This window comes from Aeromicrobium sp. Root344 (assembly GCF_001425755.1).
GTDB lineage: Bacteria > Actinomycetota > Actinomycetes > Propionibacteriales > Nocardioidaceae > Aeromicrobium.
Genome location: NZ_LMDH01000001.1, coordinates 827,352 through 853,878 on the forward strand (window position 1 = coordinate 827,352; position 26,527 = coordinate 853,878).

The 26,527-nt window shown below is 68.5% G+C and carries 25 protein-coding genes and 1 pseudogene; 1 reads left to right on the forward strand and 25 read right to left on the reverse strand.

Annotated features, from left to right (window positions below; genetic code table 11):
* Positions 1-30 precede the first annotated feature (30 nt).
* The 12 genes and pseudogenes from ASC61_RS04080 to ASC61_RS04135 all read right to left on the reverse strand — a co-directional run bounded on the left by ASC61_RS04080 (position 31) and on the right by ASC61_RS04135 (position 9,784).
* Positions 31-1,437 carry an NADH-quinone oxidoreductase subunit N gene (locus ASC61_RS04080; RefSeq protein ID WP_056209685.1) on the reverse strand — a complete coding sequence of 469 codons (1,407 nt, stop codon included), beginning with the start codon at positions 1,435-1,437 and terminating at the stop codon, positions 31-33.
* Positions 1,434-2,942, reverse strand: a complete 1,509-nt coding sequence (locus tag ASC61_RS04085; RefSeq protein ID WP_056209688.1) for a complex I subunit 4 family protein — start codon at positions 2,940-2,942, stop codon at positions 1,434-1,436. Before ASC61_RS04085 ends, ASC61_RS04080 begins: the two co-directional genes overlap by 4 nt.
* Entirely contained in the window at positions 2,939-4,621 is a 1,683-nt protein-coding gene (locus ASC61_RS04090; protein ID WP_056209690.1) for an NADH-quinone oxidoreductase subunit 5 family protein, read from the reverse strand. Before ASC61_RS04090 ends, ASC61_RS04085 begins: the two co-directional genes overlap by 4 nt.
* Entirely contained in the window at positions 4,618-4,917 is a 300-nt protein-coding gene (nuoK, locus tag ASC61_RS04095; RefSeq protein ID WP_056209700.1) for an NADH-quinone oxidoreductase subunit NuoK, read from the reverse strand. The genes ASC61_RS04090 and nuoK (ASC61_RS04095) overlap by 4 nt, the downstream gene beginning before the upstream one ends.
* Positions 4,917-5,414 (reverse strand): NADH-quinone oxidoreductase subunit J family protein, encoded by a 498-nt coding sequence (locus ASC61_RS04100; protein ID WP_056209703.1) that lies wholly within the window; start codon positions 5,412-5,414, stop codon positions 4,917-4,919. Before ASC61_RS04100 ends, nuoK (ASC61_RS04095) begins: the two co-directional genes overlap by 1 nt.
* A gap of 161 nt (positions 5,415-5,575) precedes the next feature.
* A pseudogene (locus ASC61_RS20220) lies at positions 5,576-5,800 on the reverse strand (4Fe-4S binding protein); the annotation flags it as partial.
* A gap of 119 nt (positions 5,801-5,919) precedes the next feature.
* Positions 5,920-6,888, reverse strand: coding sequence for a complex I subunit 1/NuoH family protein (locus ASC61_RS04110; RefSeq protein WP_056209709.1), 969 nt, complete (start codon positions 6,886-6,888; stop codon positions 5,920-5,922).
* A complete protein-coding gene (locus ASC61_RS04115; RefSeq protein ID WP_056209712.1) occupies positions 6,881-7,471 on the reverse strand; it encodes an NADH-quinone oxidoreductase subunit C in 591 nt (196 codons plus the stop codon). Before ASC61_RS04115 ends, ASC61_RS04110 begins: the two co-directional genes overlap by 8 nt.
* Positions 7,468-8,046 carry an NADH-quinone oxidoreductase subunit B gene (locus tag ASC61_RS04120; protein WP_327019488.1) on the reverse strand — a complete coding sequence of 193 codons (579 nt, stop codon included), beginning with the start codon at positions 8,044-8,046 and terminating at the stop codon, positions 7,468-7,470. The genes ASC61_RS04115 and ASC61_RS04120 overlap by 4 nt, the downstream gene beginning before the upstream one ends.
* Positions 8,037-8,402 (reverse strand): NADH-quinone oxidoreductase subunit A, encoded by a 366-nt coding sequence (locus ASC61_RS04125; RefSeq protein ID WP_056209718.1) that lies wholly within the window; start codon positions 8,400-8,402, stop codon positions 8,037-8,039. The genes ASC61_RS04120 and ASC61_RS04125 overlap by 10 nt, the downstream gene beginning before the upstream one ends.
* Positions 8,403-8,458: 56 nt before the next feature.
* The gene (locus ASC61_RS04130; RefSeq protein ID WP_056209721.1) at positions 8,459-9,166 is read right to left on the reverse strand and encodes a YwaF family protein; all 708 of its coding nucleotides are present in this window, start codon (positions 9,164-9,166) and stop codon (positions 8,459-8,461) included.
* A gap of 30 nt (positions 9,167-9,196) precedes the next feature.
* The gene (locus ASC61_RS04135) at positions 9,197-9,784 is read right to left on the reverse strand and encodes a class I SAM-dependent methyltransferase (protein ID WP_056209724.1); all 588 of its coding nucleotides are present in this window, start codon (positions 9,782-9,784) and stop codon (positions 9,197-9,199) included.
* Positions 9,785-9,890: 106 nt separating this feature from the next.
* Between ASC61_RS04135 and rarD the strand changes: the two genes are divergently transcribed.
* Positions 9,891-10,796, forward strand: coding sequence for an EamA family transporter RarD (gene rarD / locus ASC61_RS04140; protein ID WP_056209727.1), 906 nt, complete (start codon positions 9,891-9,893; stop codon positions 10,794-10,796).
* A 114-nt stretch (positions 10,797-10,910) separates the two neighbouring features.
* Here the strand turns inward: rarD and ASC61_RS04145 are convergent, their stop codons facing one another.
* From ASC61_RS04145 to ASC61_RS04205, 13 genes are read right to left on the reverse strand one after another with little or no spacing between them, the layout of a single operon-like run.
* Positions 10,911-11,900 (reverse strand): polyprenyl synthetase family protein, encoded by a 990-nt coding sequence (locus tag ASC61_RS04145; protein ID WP_056209730.1) that lies wholly within the window; start codon positions 11,898-11,900, stop codon positions 10,911-10,913.
* A 21-nt stretch (positions 11,901-11,921) separates the two neighbouring features.
* Complete coding sequence (nuoN, locus tag ASC61_RS04150; RefSeq protein WP_056209733.1) at positions 11,922-13,544, reverse strand: NADH-quinone oxidoreductase subunit NuoN; 1,623 nt, start codon at positions 13,542-13,544, stop codon at positions 11,922-11,924.
* A complete protein-coding gene (locus ASC61_RS04155; RefSeq protein ID WP_056209736.1) occupies positions 13,541-15,088 on the reverse strand; it encodes an NADH-quinone oxidoreductase subunit M in 1,548 nt (515 codons plus the stop codon). Before ASC61_RS04155 ends, nuoN begins: the two co-directional genes overlap by 4 nt.
* Positions 15,085-16,962 carry an NADH-quinone oxidoreductase subunit L gene (gene nuoL / locus ASC61_RS04160; protein ID WP_056209739.1) on the reverse strand — a complete coding sequence of 626 codons (1,878 nt, stop codon included), beginning with the start codon at positions 16,960-16,962 and terminating at the stop codon, positions 15,085-15,087. The genes ASC61_RS04155 and nuoL overlap by 4 nt, the downstream gene beginning before the upstream one ends.
* 12 nt (positions 16,963-16,974) lie before the next feature.
* A complete protein-coding gene (gene nuoK, locus ASC61_RS04165; RefSeq protein ID WP_056209744.1) occupies positions 16,975-17,268 on the reverse strand; it encodes an NADH-quinone oxidoreductase subunit NuoK in 294 nt (97 codons plus the stop codon).
* Positions 17,265-18,044 carry an NADH-quinone oxidoreductase subunit J gene (locus ASC61_RS04170; protein ID WP_082530446.1) on the reverse strand — a complete coding sequence of 260 codons (780 nt, stop codon included), beginning with the start codon at positions 18,042-18,044 and terminating at the stop codon, positions 17,265-17,267. The genes nuoK (ASC61_RS04165) and ASC61_RS04170 overlap by 4 nt, the downstream gene beginning before the upstream one ends.
* A complete protein-coding gene (gene nuoI / locus ASC61_RS04175; RefSeq protein ID WP_082530447.1) occupies positions 18,041-18,637 on the reverse strand; it encodes an NADH-quinone oxidoreductase subunit NuoI in 597 nt (198 codons plus the stop codon). The genes ASC61_RS04170 and nuoI overlap by 4 nt, the downstream gene beginning before the upstream one ends.
* Positions 18,634-19,863, reverse strand: coding sequence for an NADH-quinone oxidoreductase subunit NuoH (nuoH, locus tag ASC61_RS04180; protein ID WP_056209747.1), 1,230 nt, complete (start codon positions 19,861-19,863; stop codon positions 18,634-18,636). Before nuoH ends, nuoI begins: the two co-directional genes overlap by 4 nt.
* Complete coding sequence (locus ASC61_RS04185; protein ID WP_056209749.1) at positions 19,860-22,277, reverse strand: NADH-quinone oxidoreductase subunit G; 2,418 nt, start codon at positions 22,275-22,277, stop codon at positions 19,860-19,862. Before ASC61_RS04185 ends, nuoH begins: the two co-directional genes overlap by 4 nt.
* A complete protein-coding gene (nuoF, locus tag ASC61_RS04190; protein ID WP_056209752.1) occupies positions 22,277-23,593 on the reverse strand; it encodes an NADH-quinone oxidoreductase subunit NuoF in 1,317 nt (438 codons plus the stop codon). Before nuoF ends, ASC61_RS04185 begins: the two co-directional genes overlap by 1 nt.
* A complete protein-coding gene (gene nuoE / locus ASC61_RS04195; protein WP_056209761.1) occupies positions 23,586-24,377 on the reverse strand; it encodes an NADH-quinone oxidoreductase subunit NuoE in 792 nt (263 codons plus the stop codon). Before nuoE ends, nuoF begins: the two co-directional genes overlap by 8 nt.
* The gene (locus tag ASC61_RS04200; protein WP_056209764.1) at positions 24,374-25,705 is read right to left on the reverse strand and encodes an NADH-quinone oxidoreductase subunit D; all 1,332 of its coding nucleotides are present in this window, start codon (positions 25,703-25,705) and stop codon (positions 24,374-24,376) included. The genes nuoE and ASC61_RS04200 overlap by 4 nt, the downstream gene beginning before the upstream one ends.
* The gene (locus ASC61_RS04205; RefSeq protein WP_056209767.1) at positions 25,702-26,451 is read right to left on the reverse strand and encodes an NADH-quinone oxidoreductase subunit C; all 750 of its coding nucleotides are present in this window, start codon (positions 26,449-26,451) and stop codon (positions 25,702-25,704) included. The genes ASC61_RS04200 and ASC61_RS04205 overlap by 4 nt, the downstream gene beginning before the upstream one ends.
* Between the last annotated feature and the right edge of the window lie 76 nt (positions 26,452-26,527).

The following is a 26,527-nucleotide window of genomic DNA, read 5'->3' on the forward strand; positions in this document are numbered from 1 at the left end:
CGCGACAGAAACGTCAGGCCCAGCGGGAAACTAGGGCAGGTTCGACAGCAGGAGGTCGGGCCAGGCACTCAGCGCGACGAGGCCCGCGGTGCCGATCAGCACGGCGGCCTTGGAGATGCGGATCGAGACCGGCGGCGACGGGCTGCGGTAGGGATCGTCGATCGCGGGCCGGTCGACGAGCACCGCGACGAACCGCAGGTAGTAGGCGAGCCCGAGCATCACGTTGACCGCCATCACGACGGCGAGCCAGACGTGGTCGCCCTCGACGACGGGGCGGATGACGACGTACTTGGTGACGAGCCCGATGACGGCCGGTGGGAACCCGGCGAGGGTCAGCGCCGCCAGGACAAGAGGGACGCCGGTCGGCGGGTCCGTGCGCGCAAGACCCTTGAGCTCGCTGTAGTCCAGGCTGCCGCGCAGCCGCAGCACGACGGCGAGGGCGGCGAACGCGACGAGGTTGGCGAGGGCGTAGACCGCGAGGTACTGCACCGGCGCGCTCACACCGTCGGTCGTCAGCAGCGCCGCGGCGGGCGCGATCAGGAACCCGGCCTGCGCGACCGACGACCACGCCAGCATCCCGACGGCGTTGGTCTGGCGCAGCGCGCCGAGGTTGCCGACGGTCATCGTCACCGCCGCGACGATCGCCATGAGCGGCTGCCAGGTGTCGTACGTACGAGGCAACGCCTCCGCGAGCAGGGTCAGCACGGCGCCGAGCGACGCGGCCTTGGACACCGACGACAGGAAGCCGGCAACCATGACGGGAGCGCCGAGATAGGTGTCGGGGATCCACACGTGGAACGGCACCGCGCCGAGCTTGAACAGCAGCCCGACGATCGTGAGCACGACCGCGACGGCAACGACACTGTCGGGCATGTCGGTGTCACGCAGACCGGTGGCGAGACCGTCGTAGTCCAGCGTCCCGGCGACGCCATAGAGCAGCGAGACACCCATCAGCGTGATCGCGGTCGACACCACGGACGCGAGGAAGAACGTCCACGCCGAGCGGATCGCACGACTGTCGCCCTGACGGAGCCCGACGAGCGCGATCGACGGGAGCGACAGCAGCTCGAGCGCGACGATCAACGTCACCAGGTCACGCGCGGCGACCATCATCAGCGCTCCGCTGGCGGCGGCGAGGACGAGGAAGTGGTACTCCCCCGGCGGCATCGCGTTCTCGAAGTTCATGACGTTGGAGGCCACCACGACGATCAGCGTGCCGGCCAGCACGATCAGGGAGAGCGCGAATGTCGACGGCACGATGTCGTCCCGCAGCCGGAGCAGCTCGATACCGCCCCAGAGCAGGGCGACACTGGACGGCAGGCCCGAGCCGAGCCATGTGCGACGGGGATAGAACGCGTCGACCAGCAATGCCACGAGCGCACCGATCGCGACGATGACGGCCGGGCCGGCGACGCTCCACTCGATGGGGATGTTCACGGCGCCACCGACTGACCGTTGAGAGTGGCCGGGAAGTCGTAGAGCCCGACGATCAGCCCCGGCGCGAGGCCGAGCCCGACGATCGAGGCCACGAGTGCGACCGCGACGACCGCCTCACGCGCGCTGAGGTCGCGGTCGGCCCCCTGCGCGACCGGCTCGCCCTGCGCGAGCAGGCGGATCGCCCTGACGAAGTACGCCGTGGTGAGCGCGACGCCGAGCACCGCGAACCCGACGGCGGTCCAGGCGAACGGTTTGTCGAGGACGTCGCCGACCTCGTACGCGGCGCGCAGCGACAGCACCTCGCCCCAGAACCCGGCGAGGCCAGGCAACCCGAGGCTGGCGACCGCGGCGAACACGAACGCCACGGCGAGCCACGGCGTACGCGCATAGAGCCCGCGACCGATCGTCCGCATCGACGCGGTGCCGAACCGGTCCTTGAGCGATCCGGACAGGAAGAACAGCAGTCCCGTGACGAGGCCATGAGCCACTGATCCAAATACTGCGGCAGCAACACCGACGGCGCTTTGCGTCGAGATCGCGAGCGCCACGAAACCCATGTGGCCGATGCTCGAGTAGGCGATGAGGCGCTTGAGGTCGTCCTGGGCATAGCAGGCGAGCGCCGACCAGACGATGCCGACGACACCGGCTCCCGCGATGTAGGGAGCCACGTCGGCGAACGAGTTGGCGAGCAGGCCGGAGGCGATGATCAGCCCATACGTGCCGAGCTTGAGGAACACCGCTGCGAGCAGCACCGAGCCGACCGTCGGCGCCTTGCTGTGCGCGTCGGGCAGCCAGGTGTGGAGCGGCACGAGCGGGGTCTTGACCGCGAAACCGAGGACGATCAGCACCGCTGCGACAAGCGGCGCACCCTCGATACGGGTGAACTGCAGCGAGTCGTTGTCACGCGCCACCAAAACGATGCCGACCAGCAGCAGCGCCGAGCCGGTGACGGTGAACAACAGGAACCGCGTTGCCGCGCTACGAGCAGCGCGCCGAGGGTCCGAGCCTGAAACGTTCTTGGAGCTCGACCCATCATCGAGGTGACTCGACGAACCAACGTCTGGACTCCCCCACCACGCGATGACGAACCACATCGGGATCAGCGCGAGCTCGAAGAACACGAAGAACAGCAGGAAGTCGAGCGAGGAGAAGACCCCGAGCGACGACGCACTGATGATCAGCACGAGCCCGACCAGGGCCGGCGCGGTGTCGTCGGCGATCAGCCACACGCAGCAGAGCAGGCCGATGAACGCCGTCATCAGCAGGAACGGCCACGAGATCGCCGTCGCGCCGAGGTGCAGGCGCGCCCCGAGCAGGTCGATCCACTCGACGTCGACCTCGCCGGAGATCGTGTCCTTGCCCTCCCAGACGAGCGCGAACAGGATGAGCGACGCCGTCATCGCGACCGCGCCGAGCCAGGCAGCCGTACGTCCGGACACCAGCGTGCGGAGGAACAGCAGGGCGAGCCCGACGACGAACGGGATCGTGAGCGCTGCGGTGATCACGTCCAGATCACCGCCGCTGCGGTGATGACGATGACGCCGCCGGCGATGACCGTGGCGTAGCGCTGGACGTTGCCGGACTGCACGAGTCCGAGCACCCGCGAGGTCACCTGCGCGGCGCTCGCCGACCCGTAGGAGTAGGCATCGATGCCGTCGCGGTCCACGTCGAAGACCGCCCGGGCTGACGAACGGAGGCCGGCCGGGATCCAACGGGAGTAGGGGCGATCGAGGGCGAGCTCGGCGACCAACCAGGGCGCCGCGAGGTCCAGCGAACGGCCGCGGCGCCACAGCGTCAGCACCGCGCCGATGCCGGCCAGGGCGACCGCCGTCGAGAGCAGGCCGATGCCGAGGTGGAACGGCTGGCCGATCGACAGCGCGAACGTCGCGACGGTGAGGACGATGAGCGGTCCGGTCATCGCACGCGGCGCCTCGTGCGCCTCGGCGCGGTCGGCCGGAGCCGGCGCGAGGAACGCCAGCAGCCAGAGCCTCGTGGCGTACGCCGCGGTGAGGAACGACGTCAGCAGCGCGACGCAGAAGACGGCGACGGCGACCCCGCCGGGCAGCGGACCTTCGGAGCGTCCGTGCTCAAGAGCGTGCAGCACCGAGTCCTTGGTGAAGAATCCGACGGTCGGGATGACGCCGGCGAGGGCGGCGAAGCCGATCGTCATGGTCCAGAACGTCACCGGCATGCGCAGGCGCAGTCCGCCCATCGCCGACAGGGCGCTCGATCCCACGGCGTGCATGACGCAGCCGCAGCCGAGGAAGAGCAACGCCTTGAACGCTCCGTGCGACAGCAGGTGGTCGGTGCCGGCGTCACGATCGCCGGCCGAGAGCGCCGCGAACATGAACGCGAGCTGGCTGACGGTCGACCACGCGAGCGCCCGCTTGAGGTCGGTCTGCACCAGCGCGAAGAGCGCGCCGAGCAGCATCGTGACCGCCGAGATGACCGCGAGCAGCGTCATGACGAGCTCGGACGGCTCGAGGATCGGCAGCAGCCGGGCGACGAGGTAGACGCCGGCGGCGACCATCGTCGCGGCGTGGATCAGGGCAGTGATCGGCGTCGGACCGGGCATCGCGTCGGGCAGCCAGGTGTGCAGGGGGAACTGCGCCGACTTGCCGACCACCGCGACGAGCAGCAGCAGCCCGATCGCGGTCGAGTTCCTGGGCTCCTGCGTGAGCACCTCGCTGAGGCGATAGGTCCCGTACGTCTGGCCGATCGCCAGGATCCCGACGAGCAGCCCGAGGTCGGCGATGCGAGTCATGAGGAACGCCTTGGCGGCGCCCGACCGGGCTATCGGTGTCTGCCACTCGTGCCCGATGAGGAGGTAGGAGCACAGCCCCATGACCTCCCAACCGATCAGCAGGACGAACAGGTCATCGGCGACCACGACGGCGATCATGCCGAGCAGGAACAGCACGATCACCAGGGCGTACGAGCGATAGCGCGGGTGATGGCCGAGGTAGGCCGTGGAGTAGATCTGCACCAGCAGGCCGACGCCGACGGCGAGCAGGAGGACCTGGGCGGCGAGGCTGTCGACGTGCGTCGCGAGCGAGACGGCGAGCAGGTCGTTGCCCTCGACCCAGACCTTGGTCGAGGGGTCGCCGCCGAGGTGCGGGATCGCCCACACAGCGACCGCCACGGCGAGCGCGGCGGTCACGACGACGTAGAGCCAGCGGTTCACTTCACACCGACTTCGTCGACGTCGACCGTGCGCACAGCCCGGAACAGCGCGAGGACGATCGCGAGTCCGAGGCCGATCTCGGCGGCCGCCAGCGTGATGGTGAACAGCGTGAGCACCTGTCCGGTGTGGATTCGGTCGGCGAACCACGCGTCGAACGCCACGAGGTTGAGGTTGACCGCGTTGAGCATGAGCTCGACGCCGAGCAGCATCAGGACGGCGTTGCGTCGGGCGAGGACGCCGTAGAGCCCGATGCCGAACAGCGCGGCCGACAGCACCAGCGGATAGAGCAGGGGCATCAGCGTTCGGTTCCCGACCGGGAGATGACGATCGCGCCGACCAATGCCGCGAGCAGGACCCCGCTGAGGATCTCGAACGGGAGCACCCAGTCGTTGAACAGGGCATCGCCGAGCGACCGGGCGGTGCCGATGCGGCGCCCTTCGATGCGCTCGCCATGGAATCCGCTGACAACCGTCGCACCGAGACCGACGGCGGCGACGAGGCCGAGGACCGCGGCCGTCCACCGGTTGCCGGTGACCTCGGCGGAGATCGTCGACTGCTGGCGCGTCAGCATCAGGGCGAAGATCACCAGCACGACGACCGAGCCGACGTACACGAGCACCTGCACCCAGGCGACGAACTCGGCGGTCATCAGCACGAAGCAGCCGGCGACCGCCCCGAGCGTCACGACCAGCCACAGCGCCGAGTGCACGAGCTGGCTCGTCGTCATGGCCAGCAGCGCCGATCCGACGGCGAGGGCGGCGAACAGCAGGAAGACGACCTCGGTGGCGCTCACTCGGGATCCTCCGCGGCGGCCTCGTAGGCGGCGAGCTCCTTGGACGGCTCGGCGCCAGGATCGAGCGCCTGGGGCGCGGGCACGGTCCACATCCACTCGCGCAGCCGGTTCATGTCGTGCGTGAGGTCGACGATGTCGCCCTCGGCATACGCGAACTCCGGCGACCAGTGCAGGGCGTCGAACGGGCAGACCTCGATGCAGATAGTGCAGTACATGCAGAGCGAGTAGTCGATGTCGAACGTGTCGAGCACGTTCTGGCTGCGGTCGCGGCCACCCTCGGTCGTCGCCGGGATGGTCTCCTTGTGCGAGTCGATCGTGATGCACCACGAGGGGCACTCGCGGGCGCACAGCATGCACGACGTGCAGTTCTCCTCCTGCAGCGCGATGACGCCGCGGCTGCGGGGCGGCAGGTCGGGCTGCACGTCGGGATAGTGCGCCGTGACGGATCGCCGGGTCAGGTTCTTGAACGTGACCTTGAGGCCTTGCAGCAGCCCCTTGCCGTACGTCATGCGACCACCAGCACCGTCGTCAGGGTGATCTGCGCGAGGGCGACCGGCACGAGCACCTTCCAGGCCAGCGCGTTGACCTGGTCCTCACGGAGCCGGGGATAGGCGACGCGCGCCCAGATGACGAGGAACGCCACCGCCATGACCTTGACCAGCGTCCAGAGCCAGCCGATGTGGTCCGAGAACGGCCCGGCCCACCCGCCGAGGAACAGCACCGTCGTCAGGGCCGAGAGCACCAGGATCCCGGCGTACTCGGCGAGCAGGAACATCGCGAAGCGCATGCCGCCGTACTCGGTCAGCGGTCCCATGACGAGCTCCGCGTCGGCCAGCGGCGCATCGAACGGCGGGCGCTGCAGCTCGGCCAGCCCCGCGATGAAGAACACGATGAGTCCCGGGAGCTGGGTGATCAGCCACCACGGCTCCCACTCCTGCGCGATGCCGACCAGCGACAGCGTCCCGGCGGCCATCGCGACGCTGGCGGCGGCGAGCACCATCGGCAGCTCGTACGACATGAGCTGGGCCGCGACGCGCATGCCGCCGATGTAGGAGTACTTGTTGCCGCTGCCGAGGCCACCCATCAGCGTGCCGAGCACGCCGACGCTCATCGCCGCGAGCACGAAGAACAGGCCGAGGTCGAGGTCCTGGCCGATCAGGTTGCCCTGCCCGAAGAACGGGCCGAGGGGGATCGCGAGGAGGGCGACGAGGTAGGGCGCCAGCGCGACAGCCGGCGCGAGCTCGAACACCCTGCGGTCTGCGGCAACCGGGGTGATGCTCTCCTTCTGGACGAACTTCACGCCGTCGGCGACGAGCTGTGCCCAGCCGTGGAAGCCACCGGCTGCCATCGGCCCGACCCGGCTCTGCATGTGCGCCATGGCCTTGTGCTCCATCTGGCCGATGACCAGTGGCAGCACCATGAACACCGCGAGCACGAGGACGCAGCGCAGGATCACGTCGATGACGTCAGGCATCGCCGTCCCCCTCGGTCGTTGAGCTTGTCGAAGGGACGTCCGAATCAACCACTTTCCCCGGGCCCCAGTCCTCGGGATCGGGTACGCCCGGCGGCTTGATCCGGCGGCGGCTCGGCGAATGGGTCGACTCGGCGTCGCTCTCCCCCGGCTCCTTGGCGCCGGGCCAGGGCTTGGCGACGCGCGAGGCCAGCACGAACTCCTTGCGCAGCGGATGACCCTCGAAGCCGTCCGGCAGCAGCAACGGCTCGAGGTCGAGGCCGAAGTCGATGCCGAACATCTCGTGCGTCTCGCGCTCGTGCCACGAGGCACCGGCGTAGACGTCGGCGATCGAGGCCACCGCAGCAGCGTCACGGTCGACGTAGGTGACCAGGAGCAGATGGTCCAGGCCCCCGCCCCCGGAGCTTGTCGAAGGGACCCGGGCCACGTGCAGCACGAGCCGGAACCCCTCGGGGTGCTCGTCGACCGCGGACAGCCAGTCGAAGTAGGTGTAGCCGTCGCGCTTGAGCTGTGCCGCGGCGTCGTGCCACTCGGCTGCCTCGACGACACGGTGCGGCGGGCCGAAGCCGTTGTCCTCAAGCGTCACTCGGGCGCCTCCATGCGAGGTGACAGCAGTGAGGTGGCCGGGCGCTGGTAGCGATCGGCCAGGTTCTCTCCGGCGATCTTGTCCTGAAGCGTGACGATGCCGTTGAGCAACGCTTCAGGACGCGGCGGGCACCCCGGTACGTACACGTCGACGGGGATGATCTGGTCGACGCCCTTGGTGACGCAGTAGGAGTCCCAGTAGGGCCCCCCGGAGTTGGCGCACGAGCCGAAGCTGATGACGTACTTGGGCTCGGGCATCTGGTCGTAGAGCCGCTTGATCGCAGGTGCCATCTTGTCGGTCACGGTGCCCGACACGACCATCAGATCGGCCTGACGCGGACCTGGCGCGAACGGGATGACGCCGAGCCGGATGAAGTCGTGGCGCGACATCGACGTCGCGATGAACTCGATCGCACAGCAGGCAAGCCCGAAGTTGAAGACCCAGAGGGAGTACTTGCGACCCCAGTTGAGCAGATAGCGCGCGGGCTTGGGGGCGTACGCCGACCCGGCTCCGAGCGTCGGCGGAGCAAGGGTCGGCATCGGCAGGTCGATCTGCCCGGGACGGTCTAGGTCCACGACAGCACCCCCTTGCGCCAGGCGTAGGCGAGGCCCACGACGAGGATGCCGATGAAGATGCCCATCTCGGCCGCGGCGGCCCGGCCGATGTCCTCGAGCACGACCGCCCACGGGAAGAGGAACACTGCGTCGACCGCGAAGATCACGTAGAGGAATGCGTAGACGTAGTAGCGGACGGTCGACTGCGCCCAGCCCGCACCAACCGGGTCGACCCCCGACTCATACGTCAGCTGCTTCTCGCGGGCGGCGACGCGCGGACGCATCAGGCGGTTGACCCCGAGCATCCCCGCGGCCAGCACGATGCCGGCGAGGATGATGACGCCGACCGCCGTGTAGTCGTCGAGGTAGGCGTCCATGGGAACACTCTAGGGAAGAACCGTCCCGCGTTGTCCGACCCCGCCGATTGGGCCGCTCACGCCGTCTCCGCCCGCGCGACCTCCTCGCGCGTCCACGGCCAGGTGAGCAGCGCCCACACCACCGCGACGATCGCGATCTCGAGCACGACGAACAGCGGCCATGGGCCGAGGTAGTCCAGCAGCGAAGCGTTCTTGGGCAGCCGGTTGAGGTAGCCGTAGTTGGTGCCGGCGACGACGTTGAAGAGGTACGCGCTGAGGGCCCAGGCCAGCGTGATCGCAACGGTCTGCCGGTACGTGTGCCACGTGGGCAGGATCCGCAGGCCGAGCACCAGGAACAGCGAGGCCCAGACGATCAGGAGGTGCATGCCCCAGAACATCAGGAACCGTGCCTCGGGGAAGTCCGACGCGAGGTCAGGCGTCAGCATCCCCTGGGTCGTGAGCGTGATGCCCCACAGATAGGTGATCGTCGCGGTGAGCCGGCTACGGGTCCACAGCGCGTGCACGGCGAACATCCACGCAAGGTCGCAGAGCTGGAACGGCAGGGAGGTCTGCAGGTTCCACTCGTCGGGCGTGAGCTGCAGGATCTGCAGCGGCACCGTGACCCCGAGGATCGCGCCGGCGAACGTACGCCTGACCGTCTGCTCCGCCGTGCCATCCATTCGGCGACCGGCCACGACGATCAGCACCGCGCCGACCACGAAGATCGCCAGCACCGTCAGGTGCGACGGCCCGTACGTCTCGAAGCGGTCGGCGGCTGCCAGCATGCGATGACGCTAGCCGATCGGCAACCGGGCTCAGGGCACCCGCAGGAACGTGACGGCGAACCCGGCGTCGTCGGTGAACGGCTCCAGGTCCCACGTCGCGAACCGTTGCTCGAGCTCGAGCCCGGCCGTGGCGGCGTCGGCGTCGAGCTGTCCGACGCCGTAGCCGCGATCGAGCGCGAAGCCCAGCACGATCCGGCCGCCCGTGCGTACGTGGGCGCGCAGGCCGCGCAACACCTCGACCTCGGTGTCCGGCGCCACGAACACCATGACGTTGCCGGCCACGACGGCGACGTCGAACGGCTCCTCGTCGAGGTCCAGGGCGGCCAGGTCGCCGACCAGCCAACGCGGACCTGGATGGTCCTCCTGCGCGGCAGCGATCAGGACCGGATCCGCGTCGACCCCGACGACGGTGTGGCCGCGATCGTGCAGGATCGCGCCCACGCGACCGGGACCGCAACCCGCGTCGAGGATGCGTGAGCCCGGCGCCGCGATCGCATCGATCAGGCGGGCCTCACCGCCGAGGTCGGCACCTTTGGCCGCCATCGTGCGGAAGCGCTCGACGTACCACTGCGAGTGCCCGTCCTTCGTGTCGGTGAACCACCGCGGAGTGCTGCTCATGTCGTCATGGTGCCCCGACGGTCAGACTTCGGCGAATTCCGGCCAACCTTTCGCTGCGGTGTCGGCGTCGGGACGAGGTGGGCGCGCTCGGGCGTACCCTCGTCTCGTGAACGACTCCAAGAGCGGCGTGGGCCTCGGAGTCGCCGCCTATCTGTGCTGGGGATTCTTCCCGCTGTACTGGCCGCTGCTCGACCCGGCGAGTTCCCTCGAGATCCTGGCGCACCGGTTCGTGTGGTCGATGGTCTTCGTGCTCGTCTCGATCACGGCGATGGGCAAGTGGTCGACGTTCCTCGCGATCGCGCGCGACCGGCGGCTCATGATCATCCTGACGTTCGCGTCGATCACGATCGCGCTCAACTGGGGCGGCTTCATCTACGGCGTCACCAACGGGCACGTCGTGGAGACCTCGCTGGGCTACTTCATCAACCCGCTCGTCACGGTGCTGCTCGGCGTGTTCGTGCTCAAGGAGACGCTGCGGCCGGCGCAGTGGGGTGCCATCGGCATCGGCGTCCTCGCGGTCGTCGTGCTGTCGATCGGATACGGCCGACTGCCGTGGATCGCCCTGCTCGTGGCGCTCTCGTTCGCGGCGTACGGGTTCCTCAAGAAGAAGGCCAACCTCGGCGCGTTCGAGGGCCTCGGCATGGAGACCGCGATCCTGTTCCCCGTCGCCGTGGCGTTCCTGGTCGCGTTGCAGTTCCGCGGTGACCTGACGTTCGGGCACGACGGCCCCGGCAACGCCGCACTGCTGGTGGGCACGGGTGTCGTCACCGCGATCCCGCTGCTGCTGTTCGGCGCTGCCGCCACGCGCCTGACCCTGACGACGATCGGGATCCTGCAGTACCTCGGCCCGATCATCCAGTTCATCACCGGCCTGACGATCTTCGACGAGACCATGACGACCGAGCGGTGGATCGGTTTCGTCCTGGTCTGGATCGCCCTCGTCATCTTCACCGTCGACGCCATCACGAGCCGCCGACGCCGGATGGTCCCGACCGAAGCCGCCCCGATCTGAGCTCGGCCAGCCGGCGGCTGCGGTTTACCAAGAGGTCAGGGCATGGGGCCACTCCTCAGGGTGCACAACCCCGGTGAGGTGGCAGTTTGCCCTGACCTCTTGGTAAACCGCGCGTCAGCCGAGGCGGGTCGCGACGGTGTCGCAGAGGGCTTGCAGGGCGGCGCGGGCCGGTACGTCGGGCAGCTTGGCGAGCAGGGCGCTCGCGGCATCGGCCTCGGCCTGGACGTAGGTGCGGGCCTCGGTCATCGCCGGGTGCACACGCAGCAGCCGGATGGCCTCGTCGAGCTCGGCGTCGTCGGTCAGCGGCTTGGCCAGCAGCGATCGCAACCGCTCGCTCTCCGCGTCGGTCGATCGCAGCGCGATCAGGGTCGGCAGCGTCGGGACGCCCTCACGCAGGTCGGTGCCGGGCGTCTTGCCCGAGTCGCCGGTCTCGCTGGCGATGTCGATGATGTCGTCGCTGAGCTGGAACGCCGCACCGATCCGCTCGCCGAACTCGCTGAGCGTCTCCTGCACGTCGACCGAGGCGCCGGCCATCTTGGCGCCGAACAGGGCAGCCGTGGCGATCAACGATCCGGTCTTGTCGGCGACGACCGACAGGTAGTGCGCCAGCGCGTCGTCGTCCTCTGACGGGCCGAGCGTCTCGCGGATCTGGCCCTGCACGAGCCGGGAGAACGTACGTGCCTGGATGCGCACGGCCTCAGGCCCGAGGTCGGACACGAGGTCGGAGGCCTGGGCGAACAGGTAGTCGCCGACCAGGATCGCGACCGAGTTGTCCCAGCGGGCGTTGGCGCTCGGGGCGCCGCGGCGCTTGTCGGCCTCGTCCATGACGTCGTCGTGATAGAGCGTGGCGAGATGCGTCAGCTCGACGACGACCGCGGAGCGTACGACGTCAGGGTTGGCCGACTCGCCGAACTCCGCGCTGAGCATGACCAGGAGGGGGCGGAACCGCTTGCCGCCGGCATTGAGCAGGTGGGCGGCGGCCTCCGCGACGAACTTCTCCGGGCTGTCGACGGCGGCAGCGAGCTGCACCTCGACCTGCTCGACCCCCGCCTGGACGCGCGCCTCCAGGGTCGGGTCGGTGAACGAGACACCCAGACGGGACACGCGGAGCTCCTAGGGAATGGATCAGCGCACGAAGGCGCCTGCATGCTGCGCAAGATCCAGCAGCGGTCCCGGAATGATACCGAGTCCCAGGGTGGCGATCACAGCCACGGCAAGCACTGTCGTCGTGAGGACGCTCGGCACCGCGACCGTGGGGCCCTCGCCGACGGGCTCGGTGAAGAACATCAGCACGATGACCCGCACGTAGAAGTAGGCCGCCAGGGCGCTGACCAGCACGCCGATCACGACCAGCCACCAGAAGCCACCCGACCACGCCGCGCTGAACACGGTCCACTTGCCGATGAACCCACCCGTGAGCGGGATGCCGGCGAACGACAGCATGAACAGCGCGAACGAGCCGGCGAGCACCGGCGACGTCTTGCCGAGACCGGCCCACTTCGACAGGTGCGTGGTCTCGCCACCGGAGTCGCGTACGAGGGTCACGACCGCGAACGCACCGATCGACGAGACGCCGTAGACCGTCAGGTAGAACAGGATGCTCGAGGTCGAGGTGATCCGCGACGAGTCCTTGGCCCCGGCGTACGCGCCGACGAAGCCGACGAGCAGGAATCCCGCGTGGGCGATCGAGGAGTAGGCCAGCATGCGCTTGACGTCGGTCTGCGAGATCGAGACGACGGCGCCGAGGAACATCGTGATGATCGCGACCGCGACGATGATCGGCCGCCAGTCCCACGACGAGCCGCCGAACGCCACGAAGAACACGCGGAGCAGCGCGAGGAACGCCGCGGCCTTGGTGCCTGCGGCCATGAACGCCGTGACCGGCGTCGGGGCGCCTTGATAGACGTCGGGCGTCCACGTGTGGAACGGCACCGCACCGATCTTGAACAGCAGGCCGACCGCCATCAGCGCGGTGGCAGCCAACAGCATGTTCTCGCCGCCCGTGCGGTTGGTCACCGCGACGTCGATGTCGGAGAGCCGGAAGCTGCCGGCATAGCCGTACGTGAGGGCGATGCCGTAGAGGAAGAACACCGACGAGAACGCACCCAGCAGGAAGTACTTGAGCGCGGCCTCCTGGCTCATGAGCCGGCGGCGACGGGCCAGGCCGCACAGCAGGTAGAGCGGCAGGCTCAGGACCTCGAGCGCGACGAACATCGTCAGCAGGTCGTTGGACGTCGCGAACAGCATCATGCCGACGAGGGCGAACAGCGCGAGCGGGAAGACCTCGGTGTGCTCGACGCGATGCTTGATCGCCTCGGCCTCGGACGCAGAGCCCGGCGCGTCGGCGGCCCGGCCGGTGAAGCCACTGAGCCCACCCTCGAGGCGTCGCTCGGCGAACAGCAGCATGCTCAGGAAGCCGAAGATCAGCAGGATCCCCCAGGCGAACACGCCGGGTCCGTCGACCGCCAGCGCGCCTTCGGCGGCGACCTGGCCCCGGGCGAGACGGGATCCGTCGAGCTTGTCGAGGTCGGTGAAGACCCAGATCGTGTCGGCGAACGCCGCGACGATGCCGACGACGGCGAGACCGGCCTGCACCAGGAAGCGCGAGCTGCGGGGCCAGAAGGCCTCGACGATGACGCCGAGGACGGCGACGCCGGCGATGATGAAGACCGGAGCCAGGAGCGAGTACTCGATGTCCGGCGCGGAGATCGGGGGCAGGTCGGTCGCGGATGAGAACGTGGCGATCATCCGTGTCCTCCTTCCTGCGTGGCTGATTCATCGATCTGGACGGGTGTCTTGGGCGCCGGGTCACCCTTGCCGACGTGGCTGATCACCTCGTCGATCGCGGGGTTGATGACGTTGAGCAGCGGCTGCGGGAAGAAGCCGAGGCCGACGATCAGGATGATCGCTGGGGTCAACGACGCCATCTCGCGGTGGTCGAGGTCGCTCACGCCCTCGTTGCCGGCCTTGAGCGGTCCGGTCATGACGCGTTGGTACATGATCAGGATGTAGAGCGCCGCGAGCACGATGCCGAGCGTGGCGAACGCCGCCGCCGGGATGGATCTCGTGAACGTGCCGGCGAGCACGAGGAACTCCGAGATGAACGGCGCGAGACCCGGCAAGGACAGGCTGGACAGACCAGCCACGAGCAGGACGCCGGACATGATCGGGGCGATCTTCTGCACGCCGCCGAAGTCGGAGATCCGCGCCGAGCCGCGTCTGGCGATCATCATGCCGGTGACGAGGAACAGCGCGGCGGTCGAGAGGCCGTGGTTGAACATGTAGAGCGTCGAGCCGGCCAGCGACGTCGTCGTGAACGCGAAGATGCCGAGGATGATGAAGCCGAAGTGCGACACCGAGGTGAAGGCGATGAGCCGGCGGATGTCGTCCTGGCCGATCGCGAGCAGCGCGCCGTAGAGGATGCTGATGACCGCGAGCACGATGACGACGGGGCTGGCCCAGTCGGACGCACCCGGGAACAGCCCGAGGCACCAGCGGATCATGCCGAACGTGCCGATCTTGTCGATCACGCTGACCATCAGCACCGAGGTGCCCGGGGTTGCCTGACCGGCGGCGTCCGGCAGCCACGTGTGCAGGGGCCACAGCGGCGCCTTGATCGCGAACGCGGCCATGAACCCGAGGAACAGCAGCCGTTCGGTGTTGGTGCTGAAGTCGAGGTTCTGCAGGTCGCTGAGCAGGAACGACGCGTCGCCCTGGCGCGCACTGATGACGTACAGGCCGACGATCGAGGCCAGCATCAGCAGTCCGCCGACGAGGTTGTAGATCAGGAACTTGACCGCGGCGTACGACCGGTTGGGCCCGCCGAACGAGCCGATCAGGAAGTAGAGCGGGATGAGCGTCGCCTCGAACAGGACGTAGAAGAGGAACGCGTCAGTCGCGGCGAACGCGCCGATCGCGAGGCCCTCGACCGCCAGCATCCAGGCGAAGTACGCATTCGTGCTCTTGGGATCGGGCAGCCGGTCGCCGAACGCCGCGAGGATCACGATCGGCGTGAGGATCGTGGTCAGCAGGATCAGCGTGATGCCGATGCCGTTGACGCCGAGCGAGTAGTAGGCCCCGAAGACCTTGATCCACTCGTGCTTCTCGGTCAGCTGGTATCCGCCGGCGTCCTGGTCGAACTTGGCCATGACGACGAGCGACAGGACGAGCGTGATGAGCGAGACGCCGAGCGCGACGTACTTGGCCCGGTGGTGCGGAGCGGGCTCACGCGGCAGGAGCGCGAGGAGCACCGCTCCCGCGATCGGAGTCGCGGCGAGGATCGACAGGATCATGCGAGGGTCACCGCCAGGAGGGCAAGGACGAGGACGGCAACGCCGCCGAACATCGTGAGAGCGTACGAACGGACGTAGCCGGTCTGCGGCTTGCGCAGGAACTGTGAGGTGTCACCGAGCCGGTCGGCGACGCCGGTGACGAAGCCGTCGACCCCCTTGCCGTCGAACCACACCAGGAACCGGGTGAGGTGACGTGTCGGGCGTACGACGATCGCGTCGTTGAGCTCGTTGCCGTAGAGCTCGTGGCGACCCGCGCGCGCGAAGATCGACACCGAGCTGTCGGCGGGCGTCTCGACGGCGATGGGCTCGCGGCGGTAGAAGGCCACCGCAGCCACGACGCCGATCGCGACGACGACCGTGATGATGAGCGTCAGGACGATCGCCGGGACTGCGAGCTCTTCGTGCTCCGCGTGCCCCGTGATCGGCTCGAGCCACTCGGTGATCCAGTTGCTCACCAGCAGCACGCCACCGAGGGCGGACAGCACCGCGAGGCCGATCAGCGGCCAGGTCATGACTCTGGGCGACTCGTGCGGATGCACGCCCTCGCGCCAGCGCTTCTCCGACAGGAACGTCATGATCATCAGGCGGGTCATGTAGAACGCCGTGACTCCGGCGCCCAGCAGAGCGCCGAGCCCGACCCAGAAGTTCTCGCCGAACGCCGCCTCGATGATCTTGTCCTTGGACCAGAAGCCCGCGAACGGCGGCACACCGATGATCGCAAGGTAGCCGAGGCCGAACGTGGCGAACGTGATCGGCATGAACGTGCGCAGGCCGCCGTAGTGCCGCATCTCGACGTCGTCGTCCATGCCGTGCATGACTGATCCGGCACCGAGGAACATGTTGGCCTTGAAGAACCCGTGCGTGATGAGGTGGAAGATCGCGAACGCGTAGCCGGCCGGGCCGAGGCCGGCGGCCAGCATCATGTAGCCGATCTGGCTCATCGTGGAGCCCGCGAGCGCCTTCTTGATGTCGTCCTTGGCACAGCCGATCCAGGCGCCCGCGAGCAGCGTCACCAGACCGACGACGATGACCGCCGTACGTGCCGCCTCCGACGCGTCGAAGATGCCGTGGGAGCGTACGACGAGGTAGACGCCGGCGGTGACCATCGTGGCGGCGTGGATCAGGGCCGAGACCGGGGTCGGACCCTCCATCGCGTCCAGCAGCCAGCTCTGCAGCGGGACCTGGGCGGACTTGCCGCACGCCCCGAGCAGCAGGAGCAGGCCGAGCGCCGTGGCGACCGAGCCGGAGGCGCCGGTGATGGCGCCGTTGACCGCGTGGATCGACGAGGTGCCGAACTCGGAGAACATCAGCATGATGCCGGTCGCCATGCCCAGGTCACCGACGCGGTTGACGACGAACGCCTTCTTGGCGGCCGCCGCGGCCGAGTCCTTGTGCTGCCAGAACCCGATCAGCAGGTAGGACGCCAGGCCGACGCCCTCCCAGCCGAGGAACAGCACGAGGTAGTCCGACGCGAGCACGAGCGTCAGCATCGCGGCGATGAAGATGTTGAGGAACGCGAAGAACCGGCGGCGCCGCTCGTCGTGCGCCATGTAACCGATCGAGTAGACGTGGATCAGCGTGCCGACACCCGTGATCAGCAGGACGAAAAGGCCCGACAGCTGGTCGAACGTGAAGCCCATGTCGACGTGGAACGAGCCGGCGTCGATCCAGGTGAAGAGCTTGGTCGACTGGGACCGGTCCTCGCCGTCCTTGCCGAGCAAGGAGGCGAACAGCACGACACCGAACAGGAAGGACAGCGCCGAGGCGGCCGTGCCGATGAGGTGACCGAAGCGGTCGCCCTCCTTGCCCCACACGAGCAGGCCGAGACCGCTCGCCAGCGGGATGGCGATCAACAGCCATTGGAGATCGAACATCGTGGTGTCCTCCTACGACTTCAAGAGGCTCGCCTCGTCGACCGAAGCCGAGCGACGCGCGCGATAGATGGACACGATGATCGACAGTCCGACGACGACCTCGGCGGCCGCGACGACCATGACGAAGAAGGCTGCCACCTGCCCGTCGAGGTTGCCGTTCTGCCGCGAGAAGCTCACGAACGCGAGGTTGGTCGCGTTGAGCATGAGCTCGATGCACATGAAGACCACGATCGCGTTGCGGCGGACGAGGACGCCCACCGAGCCGATCGTGAACAGGATGAGCGACAGCGTGATGTACTCGTTCACTTCTCGCCTCCGAACGACTCGTCGCGGGGCTGCTCGTCGCCGACCTGCTCGACGAGCCTGTCGATGTCGTCCTCGAAGCCCTGACGCACCTGGCCGCGGCCCACGATGCTGTCGGAGACCGAGCTCTCGAGCGGGGAACCGTCAGGCAGCAGGGCGGGGGTGTCGACGGCGTTGTGCCGGGCGAACACGCCGGGCGCCGGCAACGGGCCGGGGTGCCGGCCGGACTCGGCGTACTCACGCATGCGGCGGGCGGCGATGTCAGCCTGCGAGTGGCGTACGGTCAGGCGCTCCTTGTGGGCCAGCACCATGGCAGCCAGGGCGGCGGTGATCAGCAGGGCGCTGGTGAACTCGAACGCGAGGACGTACTTGCCGAACAGCAGCTCGCTGAGCCCGTACGGATTGCCGTTGCCGTTGGCAGCCTTGAGCCCGACGACGGCACCCGAGACGGTCTGGCCGATCGCGAGCACGACGGTGATGCCGAAGATCAGGCCGATGATGCCGGCAGCAAGGCGCTGGCCGCCGATCGTCTCCTTGACCGCGTCGGAGGAGTCGACGCCGACGAGCATCAGGACGAACAGGAACAGCATCATGATCGCGCCGGTGTAGACGATGATCTGCACCGCGAACAGGAACGGCGCACCCTGCGCGGCGTAGAGCACCGCGAGGCTGATCATCACGACCGCCAGGCAGAGGGCGGCGTGGACCGCCTTGCGGGCGAAGACGAGACCCAGCGCGGCGATCACCATGATCGGCGCGAGGAACCAGAACGCGGTCACACGGCCCCCCCGGGTTCACGCGGAGCACCGGCCGGGTTGACGTCGGCGTTGAGCGACGAGTCGATCGGGAAGATCGGCAGCGACTTGCCTCGGTAGTAGTCCTGGTGGTCGTCGCTGATCATCATCTCGTGCGGTGGCTCGACCATGCCGGGCAGCAGCGGGGCGAGCAGGTCGCTCTTCTCGTAGATGAGGTCCGCGCGGTTGTTGTCGGCGAGCTCGTACTCGTTGGTCATCGTCAGCGCACGCGTCGGGCACGCCTCGATGCAGAGGCCGCAGAGGATGCAGCGCAGGTAGTTGATCTGGTAGACGCGGCCGTAGCGCTCGCCGGGGCTGTGCCGGTCGCCCTCGGTGTTGGAGGCACCCTCGACGTAGATCGCGTCGGCGGGACAGGCCCAGGCGCACAGCTCGCAGCCGATGCACTTCTCGAGACCGTCGGGCCAGCGGTTGAGCTGGTGCCGGCCGTGGAAGCGAGGCGCCGTCGGGACCTTCTCGAACGGGTACTGCTGCGTGACGGTCTTGCGGAACATCGTCCGGAACGTCACGCCGAATCCGGCGATCGGGTCCCAGAGCGTCTCTTTAATCGGATTGCTCATCGTTCGTTCCTCGTGGGGGGCTCGGTGATGGGCGGTACGGGGTAGCCGCCGGCGAAGGCGTCGACCTCGTCGGGCTCCGGCTCGGGCTCGGATTCCTTCTTCTCGGGGATCAGGAACGTCAGGACGATGAGGACGCCCGCGGCGATCGCGACCCACAGCAGGACCTTCGGATCGCCGAGCATGTCCTCGCTCTTGAGCTTGCGGATGAATGCGACCGCGACGATCCACGCCAGGGCGACCGGGATGAGGACCTTCCAGCCGAAGCTCATGAACTGGTCGTAGCGCATGCGCGGCAGCGTGCCACGGAGCCAGACGAAGATGAAGATGAAGAACAGCGTCTTGCCGAAGAACCAGATCAGCGGCCAGTAGCCCTCGTTGGCGCCTTCCCAGATGTGGGAGATGCCGAACGGTGCACGCCAGCCGCCGAGGAACATCGTGGTTGCCAGCGCGGAGACCGTGACCATGTTGACGTACTCGGCGAGGAAGAACAGCGCGAACTTGAGCGAGGAGTACTCGGTGTGGAAGCCGCCGACGAGCTCGCCCTCGGCCTCGGGGAGGTCGAACGGTGCGCGGTTGGTCTCACCGATCATCGCGATGACGTAGATGACGAACGACGGGAACAGCGGCACGAAGTACCACATGCTGTGCTGCGCGGACACGATCTCCGACGTCGACATCGAGCCGGCGTACATGAAGACCGAGACCAGCGACAGGCCCATCGCGACCTCGTACGAGATCATCTGGGCGCTCGAGCGCAGACCGCCCAGCAGGGCGTAGATCGAGCCCGACGACCAGCCCGCGAGGACGATGCCGTAGACCCCGATCGAGGTCACCGCGAGGATGTAGAGCACCGCGACCGGCAGGTCGGTGAGCTGCAGCATCGTCTTCTGGTCGGTGAACGGGATCGTGACCTCGGGGCCGAACGGGATGACCGCCCAGGCGAGGAACGCCGGGATCGTGGCGAGGATCGGTGCGAGGACGTAGACGACCTTGTCAGCCGCCTTGACGACCAGATCCTCCTTGAACGCGAGCTTGACGCCGTCGGCGAGGCTCTGCAGCAGGCCGAACGGGCCGTGCACGTTGGGGCCGATGCGGTGCTGCATCTTGGCGACGACGCGGCGCTCGAACCAGATGTTGAACAACGTGTAGACGACCAGCACGACGAAGATCAGCACGGACTTGAGCAGGACGACCCAGAACGGGTCGTGCCCGAACAGCGGGTTCATGAGGCTCCCTTCCCGTCGCTTGAGCCTGTCGACAGCGTCACGTGGTCGGCGTAGCCCACGCCCAGGGCCGCGCGAAGGCTGGCGCCGGAGTTGGCCGGCGCCCAGACGACACCGTCGGGCAGCTCGGCGACCTCGGTCGGGAAGCTGACGATGCCGGCGTCGGTCGACAGCGTCGCCATGCCGCCGGGGTCGACGTCGAACGCCTTGAGCGTGGCCTCGCTGGCGCGGAGGACCGCCGGGCGGGCGGTTGCCTTGAGCTCGAGCTGGCCGTCCTGGTTGCGGCCGTCGTCAATCATGAGGCGCCACGTGTCGAGCACGACGGCCCGCTTGGGTGCGGCCGTCGTGTCGGGCTCGACGGTCGGCGCCGGGATGCGTGCGCCGTCCCACGGACCGAGCTCCACCATGGCAGCACGCGCTTGGGCGACGGTGCGGAAGCCGAGCGGCTGGCCGAGCTCCTCGGCGAGTCCCGCGAGGATGCGGATGTCGGTGAGCGAGTTGGGCTCGTGGAGCACGGCGTCGAACGTACGGACGCGACCCTCCCAGTTGACGAAGCTGCCGGGCTTCTCGACGACCGGGGCGACCGGCAGGACGACGTCGGCGACCTCGGTGACCTCGCTCTCGCGCACCTCGAGGCTCACGATGAACTCGGCCTTGGCGAGCGCCCTGCGCGCCGCGGCCGGGTCGGGCAGGTCGGTGATCTCGACGCCGCCGATCACCAGCGCGTGGACCACGCCGAGCCGGGTCTCCTCGAGGATCTCGGTCGTGTTGCGACCACGTCGGGCCGGGACCGTGCGGACGCCCCACGCGGCGGCGAGGTCCGTACGCGCCTCGACGTCGTCGAGCGGACGGCCACCGGGCAGCAGGTCGGGCAGGCAGCCGGCCTCGAGCGCACCGCGCTCACCGGCTCGTCGCGGAACCCACGCGATGCGGGCGCCAGCCTTGTCGGCGGCGGCCACGAGGGCGCTGAAGCCACCGGGGACCGAGGCGAGCCGCTCACCGGCGAGGAGGATCGCGTCCTGGTCGAGCTCGAGCGCTGCGAGGGCAGCCGGTTCGTGGCCCGGGACGGTCTGGACGAGCTCGCCGTTCATCTTGCGCAGGCCCCGGGTCGCGTGGCTTGCGATCGCGACGACCTTGACGCCCGAGCGGGACGCCTTGCGGAGACGCAGGAAGATGCTGCCGTTCTCGTCCTCCGGCTCAAGCGCGACGAGGACCACGGTCGACGCCTTCTCGAGGTCGGCGAACGTGACGTCGAGCGACGTCGTGGCGATCCGGGAGGCGAGGAACTGGGCCTCCTCCTCCGAGTGCGCCCGGGCACGGAAGTCGATGTCGTTGGTGCGCAGCACGGTGCGGGCGAACTTGCTGTAGGCGAACGCGTCCTCGGCCGTCAGGCGACCGCCGGGCAGGACACCGACCTTGCCCTCGGCAGCGGCGAGGCCCTTGGCGGCAGCCGCCAGGGCAGCCGGCCACGAGGCGGGCTCGAGCTGCTCGGTCTCGGGATTGCGTACGAGCGGGGTCGTGATGCGGTCGCCGACCGTGGCGTAGGTGAACGCGAAGCGGTCCTTGTCGGTGATCCACTCCTCGTTGACCTCCGGGTCGTCACCCGCGAGCCGGCGCATGACGCGGCCACGGCGGTGGTCGACGCGGATCGCGGAACCGCTCGAGTCGTGCTCGGCGATCGACGGGGTCGACACCAGGTCGAAGGGGCGGGCGCGGAAACGGTAGTCGGCGCTGGTCAGGGCGCCGACGGGGCAGATCTGGATCGTGTTGCCGGAGAAGTAGGAGTTGAAGGGCTCCTCCTCGTAGATGCCGACCTGCTGCTGCGAGCCGCGCTCGACCAGTGCGATGAAGGGATCGCCGGCGATCTGCTCGGAGAACCGGGTGCAGCGCGCGCACAGGACGCAGCGCTCGCGGTCGAGCAGTACCTGCTCGGAGACCTTGATGGGCTTGGGGAACGTGCGCTTGACCTCGGTGAAGCGCGTCTCGCCCTGGCCGTGCGTCATCGACTGGTTCTGCAGCGGGCACTCGCCGCCCTTGTCGCACACGGGGCAGTCGAGCGGGTGGTTGATCAGCAGGAACTCCATGTTGCCGCGCTGTGCCTTCTCGGCGACGGGCGACGTGACCTGCGTCTTGACGACCATGCCGGCCGCGACCTCGATCGTGCAGGACGCCTGCGGCTTGGGGAAGCCACGACCGTTGCCGGCATCGGTGATCTCGACGAGGCACTGGCGGCACGCGCCGACCGGGTCGAGCAGCGGGTGGTCGCAGAAGCGCGGGATCTCGGTGCCGATGAGCTCGGCGGCGCGGATCACGAGAGTGCCCTTGGGGACGCTGACCTCGACGTCGTCGATCGTCAGGGTGACGAGCTCGACCGGCGCAGTGCCGGTTGAGCCTGTCGAAACCTCGTCGACTGTCATCACTTGCCTCCGACGGTCTGGGGGGCGAACAGGGTCGAGGCGGCCGGCGGGAACAGCTCGCGCGACGGCGTGTGCAGGCCAGACTCGAACTCGCTGCGGAAGTGCTGGATCGCCGAGGTGATCGGGCTCGTCGCACCGTCGCCGAGGGCACAGAACGAACGGCCGAGGATGTTCTCGCAGAGGTCGAGGAGCAGCTCGATGTCGCCGTCCTTGCCCTGCCCCTCATCGAGGCGCTGCAGGGTCTGGACGAGCCACCACGTGCCCTCACGGCACGGGGTGCACTTGCCGCACGACTCGTGCTTGTAGAACTCGGTCCACCGGAGCACGCAGCGTACGACCGAGGTCGTCTGGTCGAAGACCTGGAGCGCCTTGGTGCCCAGCATCGAGCCGGCAGCGCCGACGCCCTCGTAGTCGAGGGGGATGTCGAGGTGCTCGGCGGTCAGGATCGGGGTCGACGAGCCGCCGGGGGTCCAGAACTTGAGCTCGCTGCCGGGGCGCATGCCGCCGCCGAGGTCGAGCAGCTCGCGCAGCGTGATGCCGAGCGGCGCCTCGTACTGGCCGGGGCGGGCGACGTGTCCCGAGAGCGAGTAGAGCGTGTAGCCCTTGGACTTCTCGGTGCCCATCGAGCCGAACCAGTCGATGCCGTTCTTGACGATCGACGGCACCGAGGCGATCGACTCGACGTTGTTGACGACGGTCGGCGAGGCGTAGAGGCCCTCGACGGCGGGGAACGGCGGACGGAGGCGGGGCTGGCCGCGGCGACCCTCGAGCGAGTCGAGGAGCGCGGTCTCCTCGCCGCAGATGTAGGCACCGGCACCGGCGTGGATGATCAGCTCGACATCGATGCCCGAGCCGAGGATGTCGGTGCCGAGGTAGCCCGCCTCCTTGGCCTCACGTGCCGCGGCGCGCAGGCGGCGTACGACGTGCAGGACCTCGCCGCGTACGTAGATGAACGCGGTCTTGGCGCGTATCGCGTGGGCCGCGATGATGACGCCCTCGATCAGCGTGTGGGGCGTCGCCATCATGAGCGGGATGTCCTTGCAGGTGCCCGGCTCGGACTCGTCGGCGTTGACCACGAGGTACTTGGGCTTCGGGTTGTCCTGCGGGATGAAGCTCCACTTCATGCCGGTCGGGAAGCCGGCACCACCACGACCGCGAAGACCGGAGTCCTTGACCATCGAGATGACGTCGTCCGGCGCCATCTTGAGCGCGGTCTCGAGCGCGGAGTAGCCACCGGCCCGCTCGTAGGCCTCGAGGGTCCACGCGCGATCGGTGCCCCAGTCGGCGCTGAGCACGGGTGTGAGGGTGTCAGTCATCCTCGCCCTCCTTGGCAGTGTCTGCGGGCGATTCCTCGACCTTGGTCTCGGTCTCGGCGCGCTGGGTGTCGGCCTGTTCCGCAGCGCCGGTCTTGGTGTCGGACGTCGCGTCGCCGGAACCGGACGAGGCCTGCTTGGCCTCGTCGACCGACGGTGCCGACCAGCCGCGCTCGGCGGCGATCTCGAGGCCGGCCAGCGACGGTCCGGCGGCTGCGGGCCCCTCGTCGACGAGCCCGTCCTCGAACCCGGCGAGCACCCGCTCGGCCTCGCGCCACGACGTGATCGTCGCGCCGCGCGTGGCCTGGACCGTCTCGCCGGCGCGCAGCTTGTCGACGAGCTCGACCGCGGAGTCGGGGGTCTGGTTGTCGAAGAACTCCCAGTTGACCATCATCACGGGAGCGAAGTCGCACGCGGCATTGCACTCGATGTGCTCGAGGGTGACCTTGCCGTCCTCGGTCGTCTCGTCGTTGCCGACGTCGAGGTGGCCCTTGAGCCGCTCGAAGATCAGGTCGCCACCCATCACCGCGCACAGGGTGTTGGTGCAGACGCCGACGTGGTGCTCGCCCATCGGACGCCGCTTGTACATCGTGTAGAACGTCGCGACGCCCGAGACCTCGGCGGCGCTGATGCCGAGGATGTCGGCGCAGACCTCGATGCCCTCGTTGGTGACGTTGCCCTCGACGGACTGGATCAGGTGCAGCATCGGCAGCAGCGCCGACCGCGACTGGGGATAACGACCGGCAAGCTCGCGGAGCTCGTCCTTCGTGAGATCCGTCAGGGTCATCGATCAACGCCTCCCATGACGGGGTCGATGCTGGCGATCGCGACGATCACGTCGGACAGCATGCCGCCCTCGCTCATGACCGAGGTGCCCTGCAGGTTGACGAACGACGGATCGCGGAAGTGCGCCCGGTAGGGCCGGGTGCCGCCGTCGGAGACGACGTGGCAGCCGATCTCGCCGCGCGGCGCCTCGACGCTCGCGTAGGCCTGACCGGCCGGCACGCGGAAGCCCTCCGTGACGATCTTGAAGTGGTGGATCAGCGCTTCCATCGACTCGCCCATGATGTGCTTGATGTGCTCGGCAGAGTTGCCCTGGCCGTCAGATCCGACGCTGAGCTGCGAGGGCCAGGCGATCTTCTTGTCGGCGACCATGACGGGCTGGCCCTCCATCGCGGCGAGCCGCTCGGTGGCCTGCTCGACGATCTTGAGCGACTCCCACATCTCGTCGAGGCGTACGCGGAACCGGCCGTAGGCGTCCGGCTCGTCGCGGGTCACGACGTCGAAGTCGTACGTCTCGTAGCCCCAGTAGGGCTGCTTCTTGCGCAGGTCCCAGTCGTAGCCCGTCGCGCGGAGGATCGGGCCCGTGAGGCCGAGGGCGAGGCAGCCCGAGAGGTCGAGGTGCCCGACGCCCTTGAGCCGGCCCTTGAAGATCGGGTTGGCGTTGCACAGTGCGGCGTACTCGGGCAGCCGCTTCTTGAGCAGCCGGACCGTGGAGCGGAGTTTCTCGATGCCACCCGCGGGCATGTCCTGCGCGACACCGCCGGGGCGGATGAACGCGTGGTTCATGCGCAGGCCGGTGATCATCTCGAACAGGTCGAGGATCAGCTCGCGGTCACGGAACCCGCAGGTCATGACCGTGAGGGCGCCGATCTCCATGCCCCCCGTGGCGAGCGCGACGAGGTGCGACGACACGCGGTTGAGCTCGAGCAGCAGGACGCGCATGACCTGCGCCTTCTCGGGCGCCTCGATGCCGAGCAGCTTCTCGACCGCCATGACGTACGCCGCCTCGTTGGAGAACGGCGCGACGTAGTCCATGCGGGTGCAGAAGGTGACGCCCTGCGTCCAGGTGCGGTACTCCATGTTCTTCTCGATGCCGGTGTGCAGGTAGCCGACGCCGGCACGGGCATCGCGTACGGTCTCGCCGTCGATCTCGAGGATCAGGCGGAGCACGCCGTGCGTCGACGGGTGCTGCGGACCCATGTTGATGACGAGGTGGTCGCCCTCGACGGCCGAGGCGTCGATCGTGTCCCAGTCCTGGCCGGTGACGGTGAAGACCGGACCCTCGGCCGAGTCGGTCGTGCTGGCGTACGGGTCGCTGACGGTCTCGGTCATGAGTAGCTCCTCCGCTGGTCGGGCGGGGCGATCGTGCCGCCCTTGTACTCGACGGGGATGCCGCCCAACGGATAGTCCTTGCGCTGGGGGTGGCCGGGCCAGTCGTCGGGCATGAGGATGCGGGCCAGGGCCGGGTGGCCGTCGAAGATGATGCCGAACATGTCCCAGGTCTCCCGCTCCTGCCAGTCCGCAGTCGGGTAGATGCTGACGACGCTCGGGATGTGCGGGTCGTCGTCGGGCGCCACGACCTCGAGGCGGATTCGACGGTTGTGGGTCATCGAGAGCAGGTGGTAGGCCACGTGCAGCTCGCGCCCGGTCTCGTGCGGGAAGTGCACGCCGGAGACGCTGGAGCAGAACTCGAAGCGCAGCACCGGGTCGTTGCGCAGGTGCGTCACGGTCTCGAGCAGCTTGTGCCGGCGGATGAAGAACGTGATCTCGCCGCGGTCGACGACGACCTTCTCGATGGCCTCGTCGAGCTCAGTGATCGTGGCGAGCTGGTCGGCGACCTCGTCGTACCAGCCGCCGTAGGGTCGCTGGCTCGCGCCGGGCATCATGACCGGCCTGGTCAGGCCGCCGAAGCCGGACGTGTCACCCGTGCCGTGGATGCCGAAGGCTCCTTCGCGCACCTCGACGATCTCGAGCTCGACGGCGTCGCTCTTGACGAGCTCGGCCTGCGTCTCGTGCGAGCCGTCCTGGGTCTTGGTGCCCTGGTCCCGCTCGTCCTTGTTGCCCTTGGCGTCGACCATCACGCAACCGCCGTGGAAAAAGACAAAGAGTGCGACGGCAGCGCGATGTGCACTGGATTGTCCACTCGCTGGCGCT